The sequence below is a fragment of the Muriicola jejuensis genome, from assembly GCF_010671595.1.
GTDB lineage: Bacteria > Bacteroidota > Bacteroidia > Flavobacteriales > Flavobacteriaceae > Muriicola > Muriicola jejuensis.
Window position 1 is genome coordinate 113,979 of the sequence record NZ_JAABOP010000005.1, and the last position, 20,480, is coordinate 134,458.

15 protein-coding genes and 1 tRNA gene are annotated in these 20,480 nt (G+C 46.2%); 12 read left to right on the plus strand and 4 right to left on the minus strand.

Annotation, left to right across the window (positions count from 1 at the left end; all coding sequences use genetic code 11):
• Nucleotides 1–57 precede the first annotated feature (57 nt).
• Both GWK09_RS13730 and GWK09_RS13735 read left to right on the plus strand, forming a co-directional pair.
• Entirely contained in the window at nt 58–1,905 is a 1,848-nt protein-coding gene (locus GWK09_RS13730; RefSeq protein WP_239530949.1) for a transglutaminase domain-containing protein, read from the plus strand.
• Between the two features lie 11 nt (nt 1,906–1,916).
• Nucleotides 1,917–3,887, plus strand: a complete 1,971-nt coding sequence (locus GWK09_RS13735) for a DUF3857 domain-containing protein (protein WP_163694040.1) — start codon at nt 1,917–1,919, stop codon at nt 3,885–3,887.
• Between the two features lie 308 nt (nt 3,888–4,195).
• On the opposite strand, the gene GWK09_RS13740 is transcribed toward GWK09_RS13735, so the two are convergent.
• A complete protein-coding gene (locus GWK09_RS13740; protein WP_163694041.1) occupies nt 4,196–6,583 on the minus strand; it encodes a DUF2309 domain-containing protein in 2,388 nt (795 codons plus the stop codon).
• Nucleotides 6,584–6,588: 5 nt separating this feature from the next.
• Entirely contained in the window at nt 6,589–8,058 is a 1,470-nt protein-coding gene (locus GWK09_RS13745; protein ID WP_163694042.1) for a proton-conducting transporter transmembrane domain-containing protein, read from the minus strand.
• 318 nt (nt 8,059–8,376) lie between these two features.
• Here GWK09_RS13745 and GWK09_RS13750 point away from each other — a divergent pair, with 318 nt between their 5' ends.
• Nucleotides 8,377–8,793, plus strand: a complete 417-nt coding sequence (locus tag GWK09_RS13750; RefSeq protein WP_163694043.1) for a hypothetical protein — start codon at nt 8,377–8,379, stop codon at nt 8,791–8,793.
• Nucleotides 8,794–8,999: 206 nt separating this feature from the next.
• On the plus strand, nt 9,000–10,253 hold the full coding sequence (locus tag GWK09_RS13755) for a mechanosensitive ion channel family protein (RefSeq protein ID WP_163694044.1): 1,254 nt from the start codon (nt 9,000–9,002) through the stop codon (nt 10,251–10,253).
• Between the two features lie 674 nt (nt 10,254–10,927).
• Here the strand turns inward: GWK09_RS13755 and GWK09_RS13760 are convergent.
• A tRNA-Arg gene (locus GWK09_RS13760) sits at nt 10,928–11,001 on the minus strand.
• A 201-nt stretch (nt 11,002–11,202) separates the two neighbouring features.
• Here GWK09_RS13760 and GWK09_RS13765 point away from each other — a divergent pair.
• From GWK09_RS13765 to GWK09_RS13785, 5 genes are all read left to right on the plus strand, one after another.
• Nucleotides 11,203–11,607 carry a response regulator gene (locus GWK09_RS13765; protein ID WP_163694045.1) on the plus strand — a complete coding sequence of 135 codons (405 nt, stop codon included), beginning with the start codon at nt 11,203–11,205 and terminating at the stop codon, nt 11,605–11,607.
• A gap of 73 nt (nt 11,608–11,680) precedes the next feature.
• Nucleotides 11,681–12,223, plus strand: a complete 543-nt coding sequence (locus tag GWK09_RS13770) for a heme NO-binding domain-containing protein (protein WP_163694046.1) — start codon at nt 11,681–11,683, stop codon at nt 12,221–12,223.
• Nucleotides 12,216–14,192: a PAS domain-containing sensor histidine kinase gene (locus GWK09_RS13775; protein ID WP_163694047.1), complete on the plus strand. Its 1,977-nt coding sequence runs from the start codon at nt 12,216–12,218 to the stop codon at nt 14,190–14,192. Before GWK09_RS13770 ends, GWK09_RS13775 begins: the two co-directional genes overlap by 8 nt.
• Before the next feature lie 2 nt (nt 14,193–14,194).
• Nucleotides 14,195–14,512, plus strand: coding sequence for an Hpt domain-containing protein (locus GWK09_RS13780; protein WP_163694048.1), 318 nt, complete (start codon nt 14,195–14,197; stop codon nt 14,510–14,512).
• A gap of 2 nt (nt 14,513–14,514) precedes the next feature.
• Entirely contained in the window at nt 14,515–15,222 is a 708-nt protein-coding gene (locus tag GWK09_RS13785) for a LytR/AlgR family response regulator transcription factor (RefSeq protein WP_163694049.1), read from the plus strand.
• Here the strand turns inward: GWK09_RS13785 and GWK09_RS13790 are convergent.
• Nucleotides 15,219–17,291, minus strand: coding sequence for a tetratricopeptide repeat protein (locus GWK09_RS13790; RefSeq protein ID WP_163694050.1), 2,073 nt, complete (start codon nt 17,289–17,291; stop codon nt 15,219–15,221). The two genes, GWK09_RS13785 and GWK09_RS13790, sit on opposite strands and share 4 nt — an antisense overlap.
• A gap of 241 nt (nt 17,292–17,532) precedes the next feature.
• Here GWK09_RS13790 and GWK09_RS13795 point away from each other — a divergent pair, with 241 nt between their 5' ends.
• The 3 genes from GWK09_RS13795 to GWK09_RS13805 all read left to right on the plus strand — a co-directional run bounded on the left by GWK09_RS13795 (nt 17,533) and on the right by GWK09_RS13805 (nt 20,442).
• Nucleotides 17,533–17,805, plus strand: a complete 273-nt coding sequence (locus GWK09_RS13795; protein ID WP_163694051.1) for an STAS domain-containing protein — start codon at nt 17,533–17,535, stop codon at nt 17,803–17,805.
• Nucleotides 17,792–19,030, plus strand: coding sequence for an MATE family efflux transporter (locus GWK09_RS13800; RefSeq protein ID WP_163694052.1), 1,239 nt, complete (start codon nt 17,792–17,794; stop codon nt 19,028–19,030). Before GWK09_RS13795 ends, GWK09_RS13800 begins: the two co-directional genes overlap by 14 nt.
• A 176-nt stretch (nt 19,031–19,206) precedes the next feature.
• Nucleotides 19,207–20,442 (plus strand): glycosyltransferase, encoded by a 1,236-nt coding sequence (locus GWK09_RS13805; RefSeq protein WP_163694053.1) that lies wholly within the window; start codon nt 19,207–19,209, stop codon nt 20,440–20,442.
• Nucleotides 20,443–20,480 lie beyond the last annotated feature (38 nt).

Sequence of the window (20,480 nt, forward strand, 5' to 3'; positions counted from 1 at the left end):
TTTTTATGCCTGATTCTGCTGGGTCCGTCTCTCAATGGCCAGATTTCTTCCGAATCATTGAAGTATAGTTCTGAATATCCAAATGCCCATTCGGTCAGGCTCATTCAGGATATACAACTTACCATCAAAGTGGTCAAAGGTGAACTGGATATAACCCAGGAAATACTGGAAGAAGACCTATTCCTGGATGAAAGTGCGACTCTTAAATCAAAAAGATCCTTAAGTTTTTCATCATTCTTTGATATTGATGAAATTGAAGCATCGTCATTTATTTCCCGGAATGGTAAAATAGAGGAGCTCAAGGTAGAAGAGTTTAAAGAAAAGGATGAACTGGACGATTCCTTTTACGATGATTCCAGGTCCATTAATTTTGTATTTCCCGCCCTGGAAAAAGGTACCAAAACCCGTTTAAAATATATCAGAAAGATAAATAATCCCAGATTCCTTACGCCCTTCTATTTTGGAAATATCTTCCCTACTATAACAAGCAGGTTTACGGTGATCGCTGATAACGAAGTAGATTTGGTTTTCAATGACTTCAACACGGAAAATACAGCGATTGATTTCCATAAAAAAGAAGGCAGGAAGACAACTACTTACATCTGGGAAGTGCGGAATCTGGATGAGTTCGAATTTGAAGATAATGCTCCCAATTATAGAACTGTGGTACCCCACATTCTACCCGTAATTAAGTCTTATAAATCAGGTGGTGAGATCCGGCCTTTGCTCGGGCAAGTTCAAGATCTTTATAACTGGTACTATTCTCTTATTGAAAACATAAATAATGATCCACCTGAGGAAGAACTTCAATTGTTGGTGGATAGCATTACCAACGCTCAATCAACGGAATTTGAAAAAGTAAAAGCGCTCTACTATTGGACGCAGGAAAATATAAAATACGTGGCTTTCGAATATGCGCTTGGGGGATTTATCCCAAGGGATGCAAATGAGGTTTTTGTGAAGAAGTATGGAGATTGTAAGGATAATTCCAGTATTCTGAATAAAATGCTTCAATTGGCGGGTATCGAAAGTTACCTTACCTGGATAGGCACCAGGGAAATTCCTTATTCATATTCGGAAATGCCCACGCCGTTAGTAGACAACCATATGATCCTATCGTATATAATAAATGATTCGACCTATTTCCTAGACGCTACAGGCAGGTATAATCCTATTGAGTTCCCCAGTTCGTTCATACAGGGAAAAGAGGCTCTAATTGGTTTAAGCAAGGATAGATACAAGATCGCAACCGTCCCCGTGGTTGACGCTGAAAAAAACAGTTTCCAAGACCAAACCGTTCTGCATATTAATGATGGAACCATCATTGGGAATACTCAAGTAAAGATGGCTGGTTATGTAAAGATGGATTATCTCTATGATCTGGAAAAAGTCAAGAGTAAAGACAAATCGATAGAGTATCATAATTCCAAATTCACTAAAGGAAATAACAGCTTTTTGATAACAGATCTCTATGCCGAATCTGCAGACCCTTATGATGAATTCCAGGATCTTACCTATGAATTTAAAATATCCAATTATACCAAAACCCTGGGAAATGAGCTTTATATCAACTTGAACCTGAACAAAAAAGCCCTTGAATTCAAATCCGAAGAAGATCGTAAAAATCCAGTTGAGTATGAGTATAAGCATTTTTATGAATATTCAACCATCTTGGAAGTTCCGGAGGGATATTACGTTGAATATCTGCCAGAAGATATTGAAGTCAAAAGTGATCTATTTAGCGCCTCTGTTCAATATGAAAAAAATGAAAACACTTTGAAATATTACCATAAGATCAGGCTGAACTCCTTGGTGGTAGATCTCGAAGGACAGAAAGCAATAAATTCATTGATTGAGAAAGTAGAACAAGCATATATGGAAGTTGTTGTGCTTTCAAAAATTTAATCACAGTATATATGAAAATAGCATTGAGAATTTCCATTCTATTTCTAACCGAGCTTATGCTCGGGCAAAGTGTGCCTTTTTACGAAAGTTATTCCTGGGAGGAATATCCAAAATACGAGGTTAAAGATCTCACTTCCGAAATTAAGAGCCTTAGAGAAAAATTTGTGATTGAGTTTTTTTACACAGAAGATGGTTCACTAACGGAATACTATCTGGAGCACAAGGCCCTGTGGTTGAATAGCGACGACAAAATTGAAGACTATAATAAAATCTATCTCCCCTATTCCTCAAATTCTGAGTTGATAGTAAACAAAGCCAGGGTGATCAACAGGAACGGCAAGACGATCGAACTAGACAGTTCCAAAATTTTTGTCGCAAAAGATGAGGAAACAGGAAAGAACTACAAATACTTCGCCTTTGAAGGGGTCGAAAAAGGAAGTATAATCGAATATTACTACGTCGAGAAAAAATACCCGGTATACAAGGGAACAGCTTTCAGATTACAGGGTTCATATGATAAAGAAAATGTGATGTTTGATCTCTTATCTCCCGAAAATCTGTTTTTTGAATTTAAATCTTACAACGGTCTTCCAGAGGTTGAAAAAGATACTCTTGTGAAAGGTAAACTCAACTGGAAGCTTCGGATAAAAGAAATATCTGGCCTCGAAGAAGAGGATCAATCTCCATATCAGGCTTCAAGAGGGATGTTGGTGTATAAATTAGATAAGAACCTCAAAAATAATATGTCGGATATTTCTTCCTATGGGATAGTATCTCAAAATATTCACGAATATTATTACAAAGCTCAATCTAAAAAAGTGGATGGGTCCATCAATAAATTCATTGAACAACATATCGGTGGAGACAAAAATCTGCCAATGGATGAAATCATTAGAACTCTCGATAGAGCTATTAAAACACAGATCTATAAATCTGTAGGCCAGGGAGAAGAACTGGAGAATCTGGAGCTCATTCTAAACAAGAATGTTGCGAATGCAACGGGGCTTATTAAACTGTATGCAGCAATCTTCCAACACCTGGATATAGATCATGAAATCGTGATAACCTGTGATCGGTCTGAACAAAAATTTGACAAGGAATTCGAAGCCAATAATTTTTTGACAGACTTTTTATTTTATTTCCCTGCGACAAATTCCTACCTCTCCCCTACAATTACGAACTCCAGATATGGATTTCCCCCGGGAAATCTCACGGACACCTATGGGTTATTCATTAAGGAAATTAAGGTCGGTGATTTTACTTCCGGACTTGGAAGGATCAAATTCATAGAACCGGTAAAAGCAGAAAAAACAGTCGATAGAATGACGATAGATGTCAAATTTGACGATTCGGATCCCGTTAAAAATACCGTGTCACTTCAGCGCTCTTTTTCTGGATACTACGGGATGTCTATTCATCCCTACATGGGATTAATTAAGGAAATGGACAGGGATGAATTAATAGAAAATCTGGCCAAAACAATGAATAAAAATGTTGATGTGACCAAAAAAGAGGTTCACAACCAAGGACCTGAAAATTTTGGTGTGAAACCCCTTGTATTTGATATTGAACTGGAATCAAGGTCTTTTACTGAAAAGGCCGGCAAAAAATTACTTTTTAAGGTAGGAGAACTCATTGGTCAGCAAATACAGATGTATCAGGAAAAGAAAAGGGTTCTGCCTCTTGAAAATGAATTTATGAGGAGTTATTATCGAACCATTAAAGTTCAACTTCCCGCAGGCTACAAAGTAGTAAACCTGGATGATATAAATATAAACAACGTCTATGTAGAAGGTGGACATGAAGTTTTAAGTTTTAAATCTTATTATTCATTGGATGGACAAACTCTTACCATTACCGCCGATGAACACTATAAACGCAATATTATAGATACACCGATTTTTGAAGATTTCCGAAGGGTGATTAACAGTGCTGCGGACTTCAATAAAATCACCCTCATTATTGAACCCACTGAAAAGTAAAACGGTTTTATAAGCTTCTACTTTTGGTTACTTCGGGATTAATCTATACCAGAATTGTAGATTGAGTAATTGAATTTTGATCTTCTGCACCCCCAGGGGTGAGATCGCCCTAAAGAACAGGGGTACCATGAACATGTATTTTGTGGAAGGCCGGAACGTACAGGCGATGGCTTGACACCGTAGATTAGAATACGGCCACTTTGGTATCTATACTTACGACATGCGATAAGAGACCGCTTAGATCCTTAAAAATTACAAAAAAAGGGCCCGAAAATGCGGGCCCGGATTACTCTTTTGGAGATTAAAACTTAGGTAGTGATCTCCTCGTACACCCGACGGTCTTTCTTGTCGCGGTTTTTATTTACCATAGTATCCTGTGCTTGCATAGCCTGCCACTGCATCTTCGCGCCGTAGCGCCTTACTTGGTTGCTTTGCGTAGGGTCCATGACCAGTAAGTAGATCCATTCATTTTCTAGCAGCGTTTTCAGATGGTCATTCCTATTGAGGATCTCCTCCACCCTGCTTTCCGGGGCCTGGATCAGGACCGACAGGCGGAGGGGCTGGTGGTACATCTCATCGTCTGTTTGTTTGACGGATTGAAGAGGAAGACCCATCTTCAGGTCGCCCCCGTTCCCCTGTACCACCCCGTAGCGGCCGGTGATGTTATGGGTGATCTTGGACCCTCCTCCGAATTTTTCATTGTCTACGGTGGAGAAGTAATAGTGGTTGTTGATCCACTGGGTCACTACCATGGGGCCCTGCATGATACCCTCCAGGGCTGCACCGGTAGGATCCAGCTTCCAGTCATAGGAGTGCAGGAAACAACGCCCGCCCAGGTTGCTGTCGGCAGTGAGGTGGCGCGGCCCCACCACAAATCCGGCGTTCTTGGCCAGACCCCATTCGGGTCGGGTTTCCGCCCAGTGTGTAGCATTGGTATCCGCTTTGGTGATCCCACCTTTAAAGACCCCTAACCTGTCGAGAGTCGCTGTTTCCCTCGCCTTTTGAAGATCTGTCTTTAGCCTCCTGAGGGCATCCCTGTGAGATTCCGGTACATCGGCATCAAAGACGACGATCTCATCGGTAGTGGTGTTGTGCTCTGCCCCAATGAATACGGTGTTCTTCGGGATCTCGATATGGTGTTCCCTGCTCAGGACCTCCCTCACTTCCGGCAGGTTGGCCAGTTTGGCCAGCATCCGGGCGTTATGCCTGCCCGGGCTCGCTGCACAGGCCCCACAGTCCAGGCTGGATCCATAAGGGTTGTTGGCCGTATGGCTGCCATGTCCTGCAAAGAGGACCAGGGGGGCAAATTTTCTCCATCCCAGGAGGTCGAAGGCAGATTTTACAATACCTACCTTTTCATTGAGGGAAATTCCGGTTTCGCAATCGTGATGTTGATGTATCTCAGGTTCACAAAAGCCCTCGTAGCTTTCCTGTTCATTGAACTTATTGCGTTTTACATAGCTGGGCGCCAGAGTCCGTCCCAGCATATAGAACCCGTAGAAGATCCCCGAACCCTCCACAAATCCAAAGGTGGAAGGGAGCATGTTCTTCATCCGCTTCAGGAAGTACGCCCAGAAATTAAGGACGGCGTTTTTGCGCTCCCAATCCTTTTTCTCTTTTCCTTTATCGGCCTGGGGCGATTCAGTTACCTGATACGCGGAATTCAGGATGGGCGGGCAGGATTTGCGGCTGAGGCCGTCATTGAGGTCCTCATAGTCCATGGCGATACCGAAGAACCCGGCATAGCCGAAGGTCTCGTACTTCCCCTTGGATTCCACATGCCGGCGGATGAGTTCCGAACGGGTATCTATACAAAAGACGAGCTGGGCATCCGGGGTGTCTTTCCGCATGTCAGAATGGCCAACCGAGTCTTTTTTACTGACCAGTTCGTGCACCATCTTGTGCTGCCAGCTCTTTTCCCAGGCACGGAGCCATATCAGGCCGAGTTCTGTCACTTCCGCATTCGAGCCGATCTGATTTTCCGATGGCAATAATGGAAGTTCAAGTTGGCGTGCGAGTACAAGCCGCACTGCCAGATAATCTTCCAGGCTTATGGGATAGGCCTGCTGCCAGGAGGAGTTTGTTTCCGTCCTGTGTTTTATATATCCTACCCAACCCGGCAAGGCGCCGAAATGGTACTGGAAGATCCGGGTATACGCATCCTCTTCAACCCCGGTGAGAGCATATTCCAGGGCTTCTGAAGCCGATTTTGGAAGCGCCCTCTTTTCTATTTTGCCTACTTCCCCATCGTAATTCACCAGCGTCCTCCAGGCTCCGTAAAATCCTTGTTCCTTTCCGGGGATGTCCCATTCGGCCAGGCCTTCATCCATGAAGGCGGTCAGCCACTTTACAGTAATCCTGTCGAGTTCACCCACCTCATTCAACTTCTCTTCCTCCTTCACAGAGGCCATCAGCTGCAGGTAGTATTCGGGTGATTTGTCATACCCCCCTTCGGCCAGCAACTGCAGGAGCTCTTCCTCCCCTATTTCCCTTGCTTCCCAAGCCTGTCGCAGCATGGATACATCCGGCAATACCCTGGCCTGCAAGAGTTCTTCAGCAGACTGTATTGCCTCCCTGAAGCTCATTTTCTCGAGCCCGGTAAGTGGGTTGGAGGTGACAAAGGAATACAGGGGCCAGGTCTTCCCGATGATTGCAGCAGCTTCTTCAACGGATCTTTTTATGGACTTTTGGCTCATTAGGTTTAGGATTTATAGGTTAAAATTGATTTTTTAAACGGTTGAGACAGGTTGAGCAGTTTTACATACAACCAGGGTACCTGTCGGTAAATTCCCAATTTCATGATAAAAAACCCTATCAGGAATACGAGCCCGAAACCGATCTCCAGTGCTGTTAATGGAGTGGGAACAGCCACCAGCGGCAGGTCAGACATCAGTTGGGTAACCCCGTTGTAGAGCAGGGCGTACAGCCCGATCCCAGATACAAACAGGATGGATGGTAGGAGGATCTTCTGCACCCCGGTTAAAATCTGTTGTTTCACGATGTTGTAAGTGATCTGACCTACGGCTATTGCCACGATCAGGGTCAGGAAAATACTGCTGTCTGCCTGGGTGCCTTTTCCGGTGAGGAAGATAAAGAGACCGGCTCCAAGCGTCCCGAATATAAGGACCGCAATAGCCTGTATAGGTTTGATCCGGATATTTGGTGGAGATTGGGGAACGGAATAGGTAATTTCTTCCCCTGAGGACAGGAAGAGGTAGGCCTTGTAAAACCCGTGCAGGATGAGGTGGGCCACTGCGGCATTAAAGAAGCCAAGGCCACATTGCATGATCATAAAGCCCATCTGAGCGATGGTAGAACAGGCCAGTTTTTGTTTGACGTTCACCTGTAGCAGCTTTGTGAACTGGGCGATGACTGCGGTCAGTCCACCGATCACAAAGAGCAGGTCGAGCGTATGAGAGGCGAAGATCAGGGTCGAAAAAAGGGCCAGCAGGATGCCTGATCCATTCACAAAGCCCGCGTGCATAAGGGCTGAAGCCGGTGTTGGAGCTGTCATGGAAGACAGCAGCCAGCGATGGAAGGGATAAATGGCCGATTGTATCATGGCCGCCACGATCACCAGGAGGCCTGATAGGACGAGGGTCCACATGGGCAAATCAACGAGTGCATTCATGAGCCCGCTTACGGTATTCTGACCGCTTTGATAAGCGAGCAGAGCGATCCCTAAACCGAGCAGGGCCGAACCCGACAGGAAGTAGCGCTGTGTAAATTTAAGGGCCTCCCTGGCTTCACCCCAGCTGCGGTTCACGCCAATGAGGCGGGCCATAAAAAGCCCCATGGCCGTCCAGCTCAGGACAAACACCAGGAGATGTTCCGACAGAACCAGGGCGGTTACAGACAGGGTAAAGCCCAGACAAAGGAACATAAAGCGGTTGTGGTAGCGGAATCCTTTGAGATACCTTAGGCTGTACGTCCCTACGATCGCGCTAAAAAATGCAACGGTAGCGCAGATCAGAGCAGTGAATCCATTGACCCGGAAAAGGGTATTGTAATTCCATTGAGGGGCCCCTGAGTAAAAGTACACCAGGCCAGCAAGGCTGCTCAAAAAAAATACCCAAAAGAAAGCGGTGATCCCTTTGGGTATGGCGGCAGAGTTTGTCTGACGCTGGATGCCGTCACCGGCTAATCGTTCTTGATGTTTGAGTTTATTCATAGTTTGAGAATTGATTCATTGATTGCGACAGGGTAATTTCTTCTTGTACTCAGCCCTGCTTTCTTCACGGTGTTTCATTTCGGGTGCAAAGATGGAAGATAAATTCCATAAATTTTTATTTATGTTTTTTATCACTTGCATTATCATTATTTATGTTTTAAACGAAACTTACCATGAACAGGGCGATGCTGGTAATTAAATAAAATCGATTTCCGGAGGTCTGACTGATAAAAATCATTGGAATTGACCCTGTATACCTTTAAATTGATAGTTCAGTACATATTGCACTGTATAGTTGAACCTTTAAAACCAGGGACCATGAAAAAGACAGGAATATGGGTAGACAAGGCCAAAGCTCACCTCATCACCCTTGTCGATGAGAAGGTAGAGTTCAGGACCGTAGAATCCGAAGTGGAATTCTACAACGTAAAGGGCGGTTCCCGCTCCAAGACCCGCTGGGGACCTCAGCAGGTTGTACAGGACAGTCGGTATCTGGAAAGGGAAAAGCACCAGCTCAAGGCGTATTTCGCGGAATTGGCAAGGCTGTTGGGCAGGGCTGACAGGATCTGTATCTTTGGCCCGGGTGAGACCAAGCTGACGTTCCATAAATTCCTGTCGGAGAATGACCCTGCTGTGGCTGAAAAAGTAGAAGCGGTCGAGACCACAGACAGCATGACGGAAAACCAGTTGGTGGCCTGGGCGAAGGAGTTCTACGGGATGGGCAGGATGCATTAGAAAAGGCCTCGACTCCCTGTTCAGCCTTTTTCCATGGTAAAATAGGCCCTTATCGAAATAAATCAAGTATGGAATGCAAAGGGCCCTGGGGGTCCGTTGATCTTTTTGGAGGTATCCGTATTTTTGGATTACTTCTCCAGCTGATACTCACTTATGTGCGCCCTAGTCTTTATCTTTGCTCTGCTTTCTCTTAGAATGGTCCTGTAATGTTAAACCTGGCAAAAAATCTTTCCCGCATAGTATATGATTTCCTCATTGAAGCCGGACTCAGCGAGACCCTTTCTTCTTATCTCAACCTGTTCATTCTGCTGATAGCCTCAGTGCTCTTTGTATGGGCACTCGATTTCACGATCTGGAAAGTGCTGCGTTGGGTGACGGTGGTACTGGCCAAGCGGACCAGGACGAATTTTGACAATTTCCTGGTGCTCAACCGGGTACCCCTATACATCGCCCATATCCTCCCCCTGGTGGTCCTTTTTGAATTGATGCCAATAGCGTTCGTCGACTTTGAACTTGGGGGTTGGATAGCTGAAAAAATACTGAAGATCCTGATCGTGGTCCTGACTATCTTTACAGCCAGGGCCTTTTTAAGGGCTGTCCGGGATTACCTCAAGACCAAGGCCCGGTTCAAGGACAAGCCCATTGACAGTTTTATCCAGGTCTTTATGATCCTGGCCTGGATCGTGGGCATCCTTGCTATTATTTTCGTAATCACCGAACTGGAGATCTGGAAATTCTTTACCGCCTTGGGCGCGGGTTCGGCCATCGTCCTCCTCATCTTCAAAGATTCCATCCTGGGGCTTGTGGCCAGCATACAGGTGAGCATCAACGACATGGTGCGCATAGGCGACTGGATCACCTTTGAGAAATACGAGGCCGATGGGAACATCATCGAGATCACCCTGGCCACGGTAAAGGTCCAGAATTTTGACCGTACCATCACCACCATCCCCACTTACTCCCTGATCTCGGATTCCTTTAAGAACTGGAGAGGGATGCAAATGTCAGACGGCCGTAGAATCAAACGGGCACTGATCATCAGCCAGAAAAGCATCCGTTTTCTCAGCACGGAGGACGTTGAGGAACTCAAACGGATACAGTTGATCACCAAATACCTCGATACCCGAAGCAGTGAGATCGACACGCACAATGCTTTGAATAAGGCAGATAAATCCCTGGCGATAAATGGCAGGAACCTCACTAATCTGGGGGTTTTTCGAAAGTACGTGCTCACCTACCTGGAGAGCCAGCCTGTGATCAACAAAAAAATGTCGTTGATGGTTCGGCAGCTCGAGCCCACCCCCCAGGGTATCCCCCTGGAGATCTACGCCTTTATCAAAGACAAGCGATGGGAAAACTACGAATACATCGTGGCAGACATTTTCGACCACCTCCTCTCCGCCCTGCCCTATTTCAAACTGGAGCTTTACGAACTCCCTGTGGTCCTGAACAAGCGATAGGTTCTGGGGGTACAGGATTAATTGCGTTGATCCTAAGAACCATCCCCTTTGCAAACCTGCCGGCAGGCAGGTACAAACTCGCCAAGGCCATGAGCACTGAGGTTTTCATTTTCTGCTCCTTCGCACAAGCAAGCTTGGAGTGAAGTTTCTTCTGAGGAATCGCAGGATTAACTACGTTGAGCCTTTGTGATCCCCTTTGCAAATACTAAACCTGCACCCTCTTCGGCGTGCTGTTTTTTATTCCTTCAAACCCTTACAAAAGCAAGCATGGCTTGGAGTTTCTTCAGAGGGATCTCAGGATTAACTGCGTTGATCCTGACAGCGCTCTCCCCCAGAGGCGGACAGGCGCGCTGAAAATCAAAAAAGTCGCACTGTACATTAGGGATTAACTGCGTTGATCCTGACAGCGCTCTCCCCCAGAGGCGGACAGGCGCGCTGAAAATCAAAAAAGCCGCACTGTACATTAGGGATTAACTGCGTTGATCCTGACAGCGCTCTCCACCAAGGGCGGACAGGCGCGCTGAAAATCAAAAAAGCCGCACTGTACATTAGGGATTAACTGCGTTGATCCTGACAGCGCTCTCCACCAAGGGCGGACAGGCGCGCTGAAAATCAAAAAAGCCGCAAAATAAAAAAGCAAGCTATTCATTTTGCTTGCTTTTTTGATTTATTCGTGATCGCGACAGGATTCGAACCTGTGACCGTCTGCTTAGAAGGCAGATGCTCTATCCAGCTGAGCTACGCGACCTCTTGATTCGCCCGGCAAATATAGTAATGTATTATAGAGTATAAAAGGCAAAGAACTCATTATTTGTTTCTTGTGGATCTCGGTATCCGGTTCATCTTAAGTAAACCTCCATTCGTCTACACTTATTTTCCATTCGTCTTCATTTCGCGAAGCGGAATCCTGTAAAACCGGATCTTAGACAATTACTTAACCCTTACAGCGATGAATATACTCTTTATTGAAGATGATGCAATTGAGTCCATGAAACTCAACAGGACTATTTCGAAATGGCCCGTCAAACACAAGATCATACAGGCCAAGAACGGGGAAGAAGCCCTGGATATCCTGAACGGACCCGAAAAGCTCCCCGATATCATCTTACTCGACCTGAACATGCCCAGGATGAACGGGATCGAATTTTTGCGAATTCTGAAGGACGATGCGGAACTCCGGTATTTGCCTACCGTGATACTCACCACATCACAGAACCGGGCAGACCTTCTAGAATGTTATCGTATCGGGATTGCTGGTTATATTATAAAACCGCTTAAATACGAGGATTACGAAGACAAGATCCAAAAACTGATCGCATACTGGGAGGTGAATGAACTGATCAAAGGCTCATAAAAATCGAGGTTTCACAACATATTTTTTTCATCAGGTGCTAATTTTCCTACATTGTGAGGCATTAGATTAAGTTATGAAAGGCATTATTTTTACCGAATTCCTGGAGATGGTTGAAGAGACCTTTGGCCTCGAGGTTACCGAACAGATCATTGAGGAATCCACTCTTCCCTCCGAGGGGGTCTACACGTCTGTAGGAACCTATGATTTTAACGAAATGGTATCCCTGCTCACACAATTGAGCGAGAACGTAGATATCCCTGCAAACAAATTGCTCCACACTTTCGGACTCTATCTGTTCGACAGCTTGGGAAAGGCCCATCCAGAAGTCATCAAAAGCTTTAATTCACCAATTGCCTTGCTCATGTCTATTGAGGACCACATCCATGTACATGTTAAGAAACTATATCCAGACGCCGAATTACCCACCTTCACTATAGTTGAACAATCAGACACCTCCCTGTCCATAATTTATGCCTCTTCAAGGGGTTTATACAGCCTCGCACAGGGACTTATGGAAAAATGCTTTATTCATTTTAACAGCTCTGCTCATATCTCCCATGAACTGCTCAAAGAGGACGGGACTCAGGTAAAATTTGATATTGTCCAGCATGGATAACAAGGAGGTCGTCTTGCTGAAAAAGGCCCTGGAACGCCAGAAAAAAGCAAGGCGGCAGGCCGAAAGGATCCTTGAAGAGAAATCTCGCGAACTCTACGAGACCTCCCACCAACTCAAGGAAACCAATGCACGATTGGAAAACCTGCTCAGTGAGAAGACTTCCGAACTCGAAGGGGTGTTTGTCAATATCGTGGATCCTTATGTGGTCATGGACCTTGAAACTAATGTGATCCGAATGAATTCAGCCGCTGTGCAATTCCTGGGTTATGATTTTCCCAATGAACCCCTGAACCTGAGTACACTGGTCCATCCAGATTATAAAAAATACACTTTGGATGCCTTGAAACAACTTTACAGCATAGGCACCTTGAAAAATTACCGGGCCAAGATCTTCCTGAAAGACGGATCCCTCAAATTTGTGCAGGTCAACAGCAGTATGATCTATGACAAGAACCGCAAACCCATAGCCGCCCAGGGGATCATACGAGATATCACCGGGGAAATGGAGGCTGAAGAACAGATCAGGGCCTCCCAGAACCGTTTGTCAACGTTGATTTCCAACCTGCAGACAGGTGTCCTTTTGGAGAGCGAGGATAGAAAAATATCCCTGACCAACCAGATGTTCTGTGACTTGTTTCACATACCGGTGTCTCCTGATCAGTTGAAAGGAGCCGACTGCTCCAACGCCGCAGAAGAGAGCAAGCACCATTTTACGGATCCAGAAGGTTTTGTAAAAAGGATAGAAAAGATCCTAAAATCCAAAAAACTGGTGCTTTCCGATGAACTCGAAATGAAGGATGGGCGAATCCTTGAAAGGGATTACATACCCATTTTTAGCGACGGGAAATACAAAGGCCACCTTTGGACCTACCAGGACGTGACTCTAAGGAAGAATTACAAAAAGAATATCGAAGCTCAGAAAGAGAAGTACTGGAGCATCATCGCTAATATGAACCTCGGGCTGATCGAAGTGGACAACGACGACGTTATACAGTTGGTCAATCAGAGCTTTTGCGCGATGAGTGGCTTTTCTGAAGGTGAGCTGATGGGCCAAAAAGCCAGTGAGATCATACACGTTGATGAAAAGAACATCATCGTTGAAAAGGGAAAAGAACGATTAAAAGGAAAGTCGGATTCCTACCAGGTGAAGATCAGAAACAAGAATGGGGAAACAAGACACTGGCTGATCAGTGGGGCGCCCCGGTACGATGAAACGGGCACTGTTGTGGGATCCATAGGAATACATTTGGACATTACCGCACAGAAGACCCTGGAACTGCAAAAGGAAGAGCTCCTTGTCGAGCTAGAGGCCAGCAACCGGGGTTTACAGGAATATGCCCACATCGTTTCTCACGATCTGAAATCTCCCCTGAGGAGTATCAGTGCCCTGGCGACCTGGCTACAGGAAGATTACAAGGACAAACTCGACGATGCCGGGGTCTATAACCTGCAGATGATGCAGGAAAAAGTGGAAGGGATGGACAAACTCATCGATGGTATTCTCAAATATTCCAGCATCAATAGCGAGACCCTGGAGAGGAAACCCGTGGATCTCAATACGGTGGTCAACGATATCAGGGAGATCATTTACATCCCGGAACACGTGAATGTCATTATCATGGATACCCTGCCCACCCTGGAGGCTGACGCCACAAAAATGCACCAGCTCTTCCAGAACCTGATCGGGAACGCGGTGACCAATATCGATAAGAAAGAAGGTATTGTATCCATTGGTGTTGAAGAAAAAGATCGTTTCTGGCAGTTTTATGTCCGGGACAATGGGGTGGGTATCCCTGAGGAATATCACGAAAAGATCTTTAAGATCTTCCAATCCATTGGCAATGAGGAACGTTCAACGGGAATTGGGCTGTCCATTGTGAAAAAGATCGTAGACCTGTACCAGGGGGAAGTGTGGCTGGAAAGTGAAGTTGGTAAGGGAACTACCTTTTACTTTACCATAAAAAAATAATTGTGGAGCATCCCAATCTAACCTATATAAAACAACTGGCAGGGGGGGACAAGACCTTTGAAGATAAATTTATCACTATCTTGAAGGATGAATTCCCCCTTGAAAAGGAGGAGTATTACAATGCATTGCATTCGGAGCGATTTAAGGATACTGCAATGATCGTGCATAAGCTCAAACACAAACTAAACATCCTGGGACTTGAGAAAGGATACGGAACAGCGGTACAATACGAAGAAGAACTGCTGGCAGGAAAGTCGAGCCTGTCAGGAGCTTTCGAAGAGATCCTCCAGACCATAGATGCATACCTAAAGACCATTTGACCATGACTTGTATTATTATCGACGATGAAGCGGCAGCAAGGGCTATAGTAGGCCAGCTCTGCACAAAAACCCCCGATCTTGATGTCATAGAGGAATTTTCCAACGCCATTGAAGCCATTAAATTCCTCAACCAGCAGAACATCGATCTTGTTTTCCTGGATATACACATGCCCGGTTTTAGCGGAATCGATTTTGTACAAACCCTAAAAAATCCGCCTAAGGTGGTACTGACCACCTCGGACACAAATTTTGCGATAGAAGCCTATGAATACGAGGCCATTGTAGACTACCTCCTAAAGCCGATCACCCCTGAGCGATTTGCAAAATCCATACAGAAGGTGAAGAACTCCCTGGCCAGCCAGCCAGCGCTGAAGCCAGACTCTGGGACTTCAGGCATAGGGGACGAACTCTATATCAATATAGACCGCAGGCTCATCAAGCTCAAATTCGATGATATCCTGTACATTGAGGCAAAAGGGGACTACATCGATGTGAAGACCACGAAGGAGGATTACAGGGTCCACAATACCCTGAAGAAGATCAAGGAAAAATTGCCTGCCGAGCTCTTCCTTCAGATCCATCGCTCCTATATCATTAATTTCACTAAGATCATCGACATTGAGGACAACAGTGTCCTGATCGAAAAAAACGTCATTCCCATCAGCCGGTCCAATCGGCCGGAATTGATGAGAAGGCTTAACCTCCTCTAGTCCTTCAGTTGAGCCAGGAGTTTCTTGTAGTACAGGGGAAGCTCTGTTAGGTTCCACCTGATCTTGACACCCAATTCCGTGAATTCAAAACCCGTAGCTGTGGCTGATGCGATATTGCTGTATTTGCCGTACAACTCCATCCACAGCCTTTTGGAGAATTGCTGCCTGAATCCGGCTTCCACTCTGAAGACAGCCGAAGGGTCATCATCCTCTACCCTCTGAGTTCCGGCTGCACCATTGAAATAATAGGACGATTTTTCGGAAAAGGAACCTCTGACATCCCCGAATATCTCCAGGGCCTGGTAGCTTTCCGGGCTGAAGTAGATCGATGGGAATTGATCCGAAAAAGAGATATACTGATAGTTGATGCCCAACTTTACTGCTGGAAGCTTAGTGAGGTTGTAATACAGGGAGCTAAAGATGAGATTGCGGGTATTCCCGTCTGTCTGCTGTGTATGCATGGCCTGGGTATACCATCCCAGGTTAAAGGTGGTTCCGAGGTTGTAGTTCAAACCCAGATGATTCATCACGATCTCGCGTTCAATGAGGTCGGCGTTGAAATTCTGAACTCCCCGCTGATATCCCACTTCCAGGTTCTGCAAACGCCCGGACTTTAACTGAAAACGAAGGTCTACGATCGGTTGGGTGTATTGCCTGCCTGTAAAACTGGCCACATTAAAACCTGCGACCGCCTTCAGCCTGGTATTTGGCATAAGCTTGTAGGTTATTCCGGCCAGGACAGTATGCGTAAGAGCCTTGTTGGAGGTAGTTGTGTTCTCGGTATTCCGGTACAAATAGGAAAGGGTTGTTCTGAATTTGGTGGAGAAAGGGATATCAGTACTGACCTGGTTACCGAATGCAACATTATTCCCATTATCGAAGGAAAAGAAGGCTTTGTCCTCTATTGCAGGAGTATGCATGCCGTTGATCTTTTCGACCAGTCCCTGGGCGTCGACCTGTCCCTCATAGACTGAGAGGGTAGTAAAGGCTGCCCTGTAGGCAGGTATAATCCTGTCTGAAGCGAATAAGGCGTTGGCCTTCCCCAGATTTCCATCGAAGGCAGTGCTGTCTATGCACAGAATATCATCATACTCATTTAAACTCTCGTTGAATTTTGCCGTATACATCCCGAGGGTAGCCCTGAGGGCCTTGACCCATAACTGTTGCGGTAGAACCTGCTCCAGGCTATCGATCTGTTTCCCGGCTCTTCTGTATTGGGAATTCCAGATCAGAGCCTGTACGAAACGTTCCCGGGTTTGCTCCTTCAGTGTTTTGTCATCAATCGCCTCCGCTTTTCTCAGGGCATCCGTAGCGAGGGTAAGGGCATGGCGGTTTCGATGGTCTAGGTGTGATGCCAGTGACAAGCCGTTCAGAGCCCTGATGGTATCCAATCTCGTTGTGGCCAGGGAAGAATAGGCCTCCTCCGCTTTCCCGATCTCCTTTTGGATCAGGTACATATTGGCCAGGCTGATCAGGGATTCCCTGTCTGACGGAAAGTCGAGGAGATTTTCCTGCAAAAAATCCTCGGCCATACCGTAATTCTTCTCTTTGATCAACCGGTCTGCATATCCCAGCCTGATATACTTCCTGGATACCTTTGCACTGATGCTGGCGGTGTCCAGGGCGATGGCCTTTTCGATCCATGCAAGGGCCCCGGTATATTCCTTCAGGTTACTCAGTGTATTGGCGTACCCCAGGAGGGCAACAAAAGAATTGGGGTTTGACCGCACGAGGTCCTCGTAAAGCGGCCTTGCCGTATCAAACTCACCGGCCCATAGATGAGCTTCATTTAAATTGACAGTGATCTCAAAGTCTTCAGGATACTGTTGCTTGAGTTCTCCAAAGTGGGCGATGGCCTTCCCGGGCTCTCCGCTAAGCCCCACTGCCCTGCCATAGCAGATCAGGGCTGTTTTGTTGGTAGGATCGTTCTGCAGATAGGCGTCGAAGAAGTTCCTGGCTTGATCAAAATCTCCGGATTCCAGAAGTTTAAAGCCCTGGTCCATCAATTGCTGGCCGGTAGCGAGCTGGAACCCGAGGAAGGTGAGAAATAAAAATTTTTTAGCATTCATAGGTTAAGTTTTGAGTTAGAAGGTTACTCTTCCTTCTTCCTTATTCTTTGGTGATGTAAAGGTACGACGGTCTCTCCCGCACCGGAAGTGCGAGATCTTCCATTCGTCTACAGCAATCTGCCACCCACCTGATCCGGTCGAAAAAAAACGCCTGTCCGATAGATCTTTGGCTTCGAAAGTTGAAAAAATACTGAACCTAAATTCTGATGTGATGGCTTTAATGATCAAAGAAAAAAACAACATGATTGAAGTGTGGGGACACCTCAATGCCCAGAATATGAACAGTCTGAGCTCTTACCTGGAACAAACCAAAAGAAGGAGTGAATTCCTGGTTCTATCCCTGGATCACGTCAAAAGTATAGACCCTGCCAGTGCCAAAGCACTGGAGAGCGCATATTACAACACTGCAGCTTCTCAAGGTGTACTCACCATAATCGGACAGCAAAACGATGCCGTTCACCAGGTGATGCGAAATACAAAAACCTCTTATATCCTCAGCCATGACCGCATTTAAACTAGTCCTTAAAAAGGTTACCCCCGAACAGCTCTTTATGGGCAGTGTACTCCTGGTCAACGGGGGAAATTACCTGTACAATCTGTTGTTGGGCAGGATGCTGGGGCCTGAGGCCTATGCCGATGCCGCCCTCCTGGTGACCCTGCTTCTCGTCCTGTCCTTCCTCGGGATGACCTTTCAGCTGGCTACCACCAAATTCGCCGTCATTTTCTCAGGCACAGACTGGGAGAGTTTCAGAAATCGAACCTATAAGCAGGCCATTGCCGTGGGAACCGGGGTTGCGGCCATCCTGATTTATTTCGCCAAGGAGCTCCAGGCCCTGTTTCACACTTCTTCCCCTTATATGTTTGTCGCCCTGGGTTTTGTTATCCCCCTTTACTTTGTAATGAGTGTCAACCGGGGAACTTACCAGGGAAAGCAAAGTTTCAATTCGCTCTCCATGACATATCAGACGGAAATGTGGAGCAGATTGCTCATCACCTTGGCCTTTGTGCTTTTTAGTCCGTTGGATCCAGGAATCTCCGTTGCCCTCGGTATCGCTTTTTCCTTCCTTTTTGGTTTGATACCTTCTAATTTCAAAGGGATCTCCCTTGCCCGGCCCTCACTGCTCAACAAACAGTATGCAAAACGGGTAAACCGATTTATCTTCCTGACCCTGGGTTATGAAATCACCCAGATCATAATCAACAACAGCGATGTGTTGATGGTAAAACACTATTTCGAAGCCGGTGACGCCGGTTTATATGCTTCCCTGGCTCTGATAGGGAGGGTAGTGTACTTTGTGGCATGGATGTTTGTAATGCTCCTATTGCCTGATGTCGTCCGGAAAGAGAAAAACGGAGAGGCAACCACCCCCGTACTGTTCAGGTACGTGGGGTACGTAATTCTGCTTTCGCTGTCAATAATCACCGCCTGTTCCTTCTTTCCGGAACTGATCATTCAGCTTATGTTCGGTGAGGCGTATGTGTCTATGGCAGGCCTCTTATGGCAGTATGCCCTGGCGACATCGCTTTTTGCCGTCGGCAATATCTTTACCTATTATTTCTTATCCCTGGACCGCTACTTTCCTGTGATCATTTCAGGAGTATTGGGTCTTTCCCAGATCGCCGCGGTGGGTTTGTTTCACAACTCCCTTGAGCAAGTAGTTCAGGTTCAGATCGGTATCATGCTAATGCTGCTGGCTTCTCAGTTGCTTTTTTTCTTTCTGAGAAAAAGAGAAGCCTAAAACCATTATATGTTTGTAGCAACCTGCTATCCGAAAGGCTTTTCATGCCGGATCACCTTTTACCGACAGGGATTTTCCATTCGTCTACAGATCGGGAGCCCCCAACCCTGAACGCCCGTAAAGCCCTCTTTTATGAGGGATATTTGCCCTGTATTTAACCTTTAAAAGCTTAACCTATGAAACTAGCAATTGTAACAGCCTACCCCCCGAGCAAGGTCACGCTCACTGAATATGGCTATCATTTGGTAAAACACTTTCGCCTTCAGGACGAGGTAACGGAGATCGTTTTGATCACTGACCGGACCACAGATGAGAAAGACCTGTCCTTTGAAGAGGACGGCTGTAAGATCACCGTTATGGAGGCCTGGGATTTCAACCACTACTTCAATCTGTTCAGAATCCTAAACGCGGTCCGGCAGACCAATCCGGATGCGGTCCTGTTCAACCTTCAGTTCCTGAAGTTCGGAGATAAGAAGATACCCGCTGCCCTGGGATTACTGGCCCCTTTCTTTTGTAAGATTCAGGGCATACCAACCATTTCCCTGATCCATAATATCATGGAACAGGTAGACCTTGAGAATGCAGGGATCACTCAGAACAAATTACTGCAAAAGGTCTACAACTTCATCGGGAGTATGCTCACCCGATTCGTTTTGGCCTCCGACGTGGTGGCCGTAACTATCAGCAAGTATGTCACTATCCTTGAAAAGAAATACAAGGCAAGGAATATTGCCCTCATCCCCCATGGGTCCTTCGAAACCCCACCTGAACCGGATTACAGCCTCCCCAAAGGGCCCAAGCAAGTGATGGCATTTGGTAAGTTCGGGACCTACAAACGCGTAGAGGTCCTCATTGATGCTGTAGAAATGATCAGGAAGCGCAGTTCTGAAGACATAGAGATCGTGATTGCAGGTACGGACAGCCCGAACACACCGGGATATCTGGAAGAAATGGCAAATCGTTATGCCCATGTACCTCAACTTCGATTTACAGGGTATGTAGCCGAAGAGGATGTCCCCACCATCTTTGGGGAGAGTGCCGTTGCCGTTTTCCCCTATACTTCTACTACCGGAAGCTCAGGTGTTCTCCATCAGGCCGGTAGCTATGGCAAGGCTGTAGCCCTGCCCGACCTGGGCGACCTGGGAATTCTCGTGAGAGAGGAAGGATATACCGGTGAGTTCTTTGAACCGAATAACACTGCTTCCCTGGCACACGCTATCCAAAGGATATTAGAAGATGATACATACAGAATAGCCCTAGGCAAGACCAATTACAAGGCTGCCTGCTCCCTGCCGATGTCCGAGATCACTCAGATGTACACGGATTATTTTGAAGCGATCCGATTTAAGAACCTGCACGAAAAATTATCACTGGAATCCGCCTTAAAGAAGGAGGAACCGAAACCGTATTAAACGCAAAGGTTAGGTTAAGTAGAAGTGGGTGTCATTCT

Coding starts and splice junctions, on each gene's coding strand:
- GWK09_RS13735 (WP_163694040.1), top strand. CDS start 1,917: ATGAAAATAGCATTGAGAATTTCCATTCTATTTCTAACCGAGCTTATG.
- GWK09_RS13740 (WP_163694041.1), bottom strand. CDS start 6,583: ATGAGCCAAAAGTCCATAAAAAGATCCGTTGAAGAAGCTGCTGCAATC.
- GWK09_RS13745 (WP_163694042.1), bottom strand. CDS start 8,058: ATGAATAAACTCAAACATCAAGAACGATTAGCCGGTGACGGCATCCAG.
- GWK09_RS13750 (WP_163694043.1), top strand. CDS start 8,377: ATGAAAAAGACAGGAATATGGGTAGACAAGGCCAAAGCTCACCTCATC.
- GWK09_RS13755 (WP_163694044.1), top strand. CDS start 9,000: ATGTTAAACCTGGCAAAAAATCTTTCCCGCATAGTATATGATTTCCTC.
- GWK09_RS13765 (WP_163694045.1), top strand. CDS start 11,203: ATGAATATACTCTTTATTGAAGATGATGCAATTGAGTCCATGAAACTC.
- GWK09_RS13770 (WP_163694046.1), top strand. CDS start 11,681: ATGAAAGGCATTATTTTTACCGAATTCCTGGAGATGGTTGAAGAGACC.
- GWK09_RS13775 (WP_163694047.1), top strand. CDS start 12,216: ATGGATAACAAGGAGGTCGTCTTGCTGAAAAAGGCCCTGGAACGCCAG.
- GWK09_RS13785 (WP_163694049.1), top strand. CDS start 14,515: ATGACTTGTATTATTATCGACGATGAAGCGGCAGCAAGGGCTATAGTA.
- GWK09_RS13790 (WP_163694050.1), bottom strand. CDS start 17,291: ATGAATGCTAAAAAATTTTTATTTCTCACCTTCCTCGGGTTCCAGCTC.
- GWK09_RS13795 (WP_163694051.1), top strand. CDS start 17,533: ATGATTGAAGTGTGGGGACACCTCAATGCCCAGAATATGAACAGTCTG.
- GWK09_RS13800 (WP_163694052.1), top strand. CDS start 17,792: ATGACCGCATTTAAACTAGTCCTTAAAAAGGTTACCCCCGAACAGCTC.
- GWK09_RS13805 (WP_163694053.1), top strand. CDS start 19,207: ATGAAACTAGCAATTGTAACAGCCTACCCCCCGAGCAAGGTCACGCTC.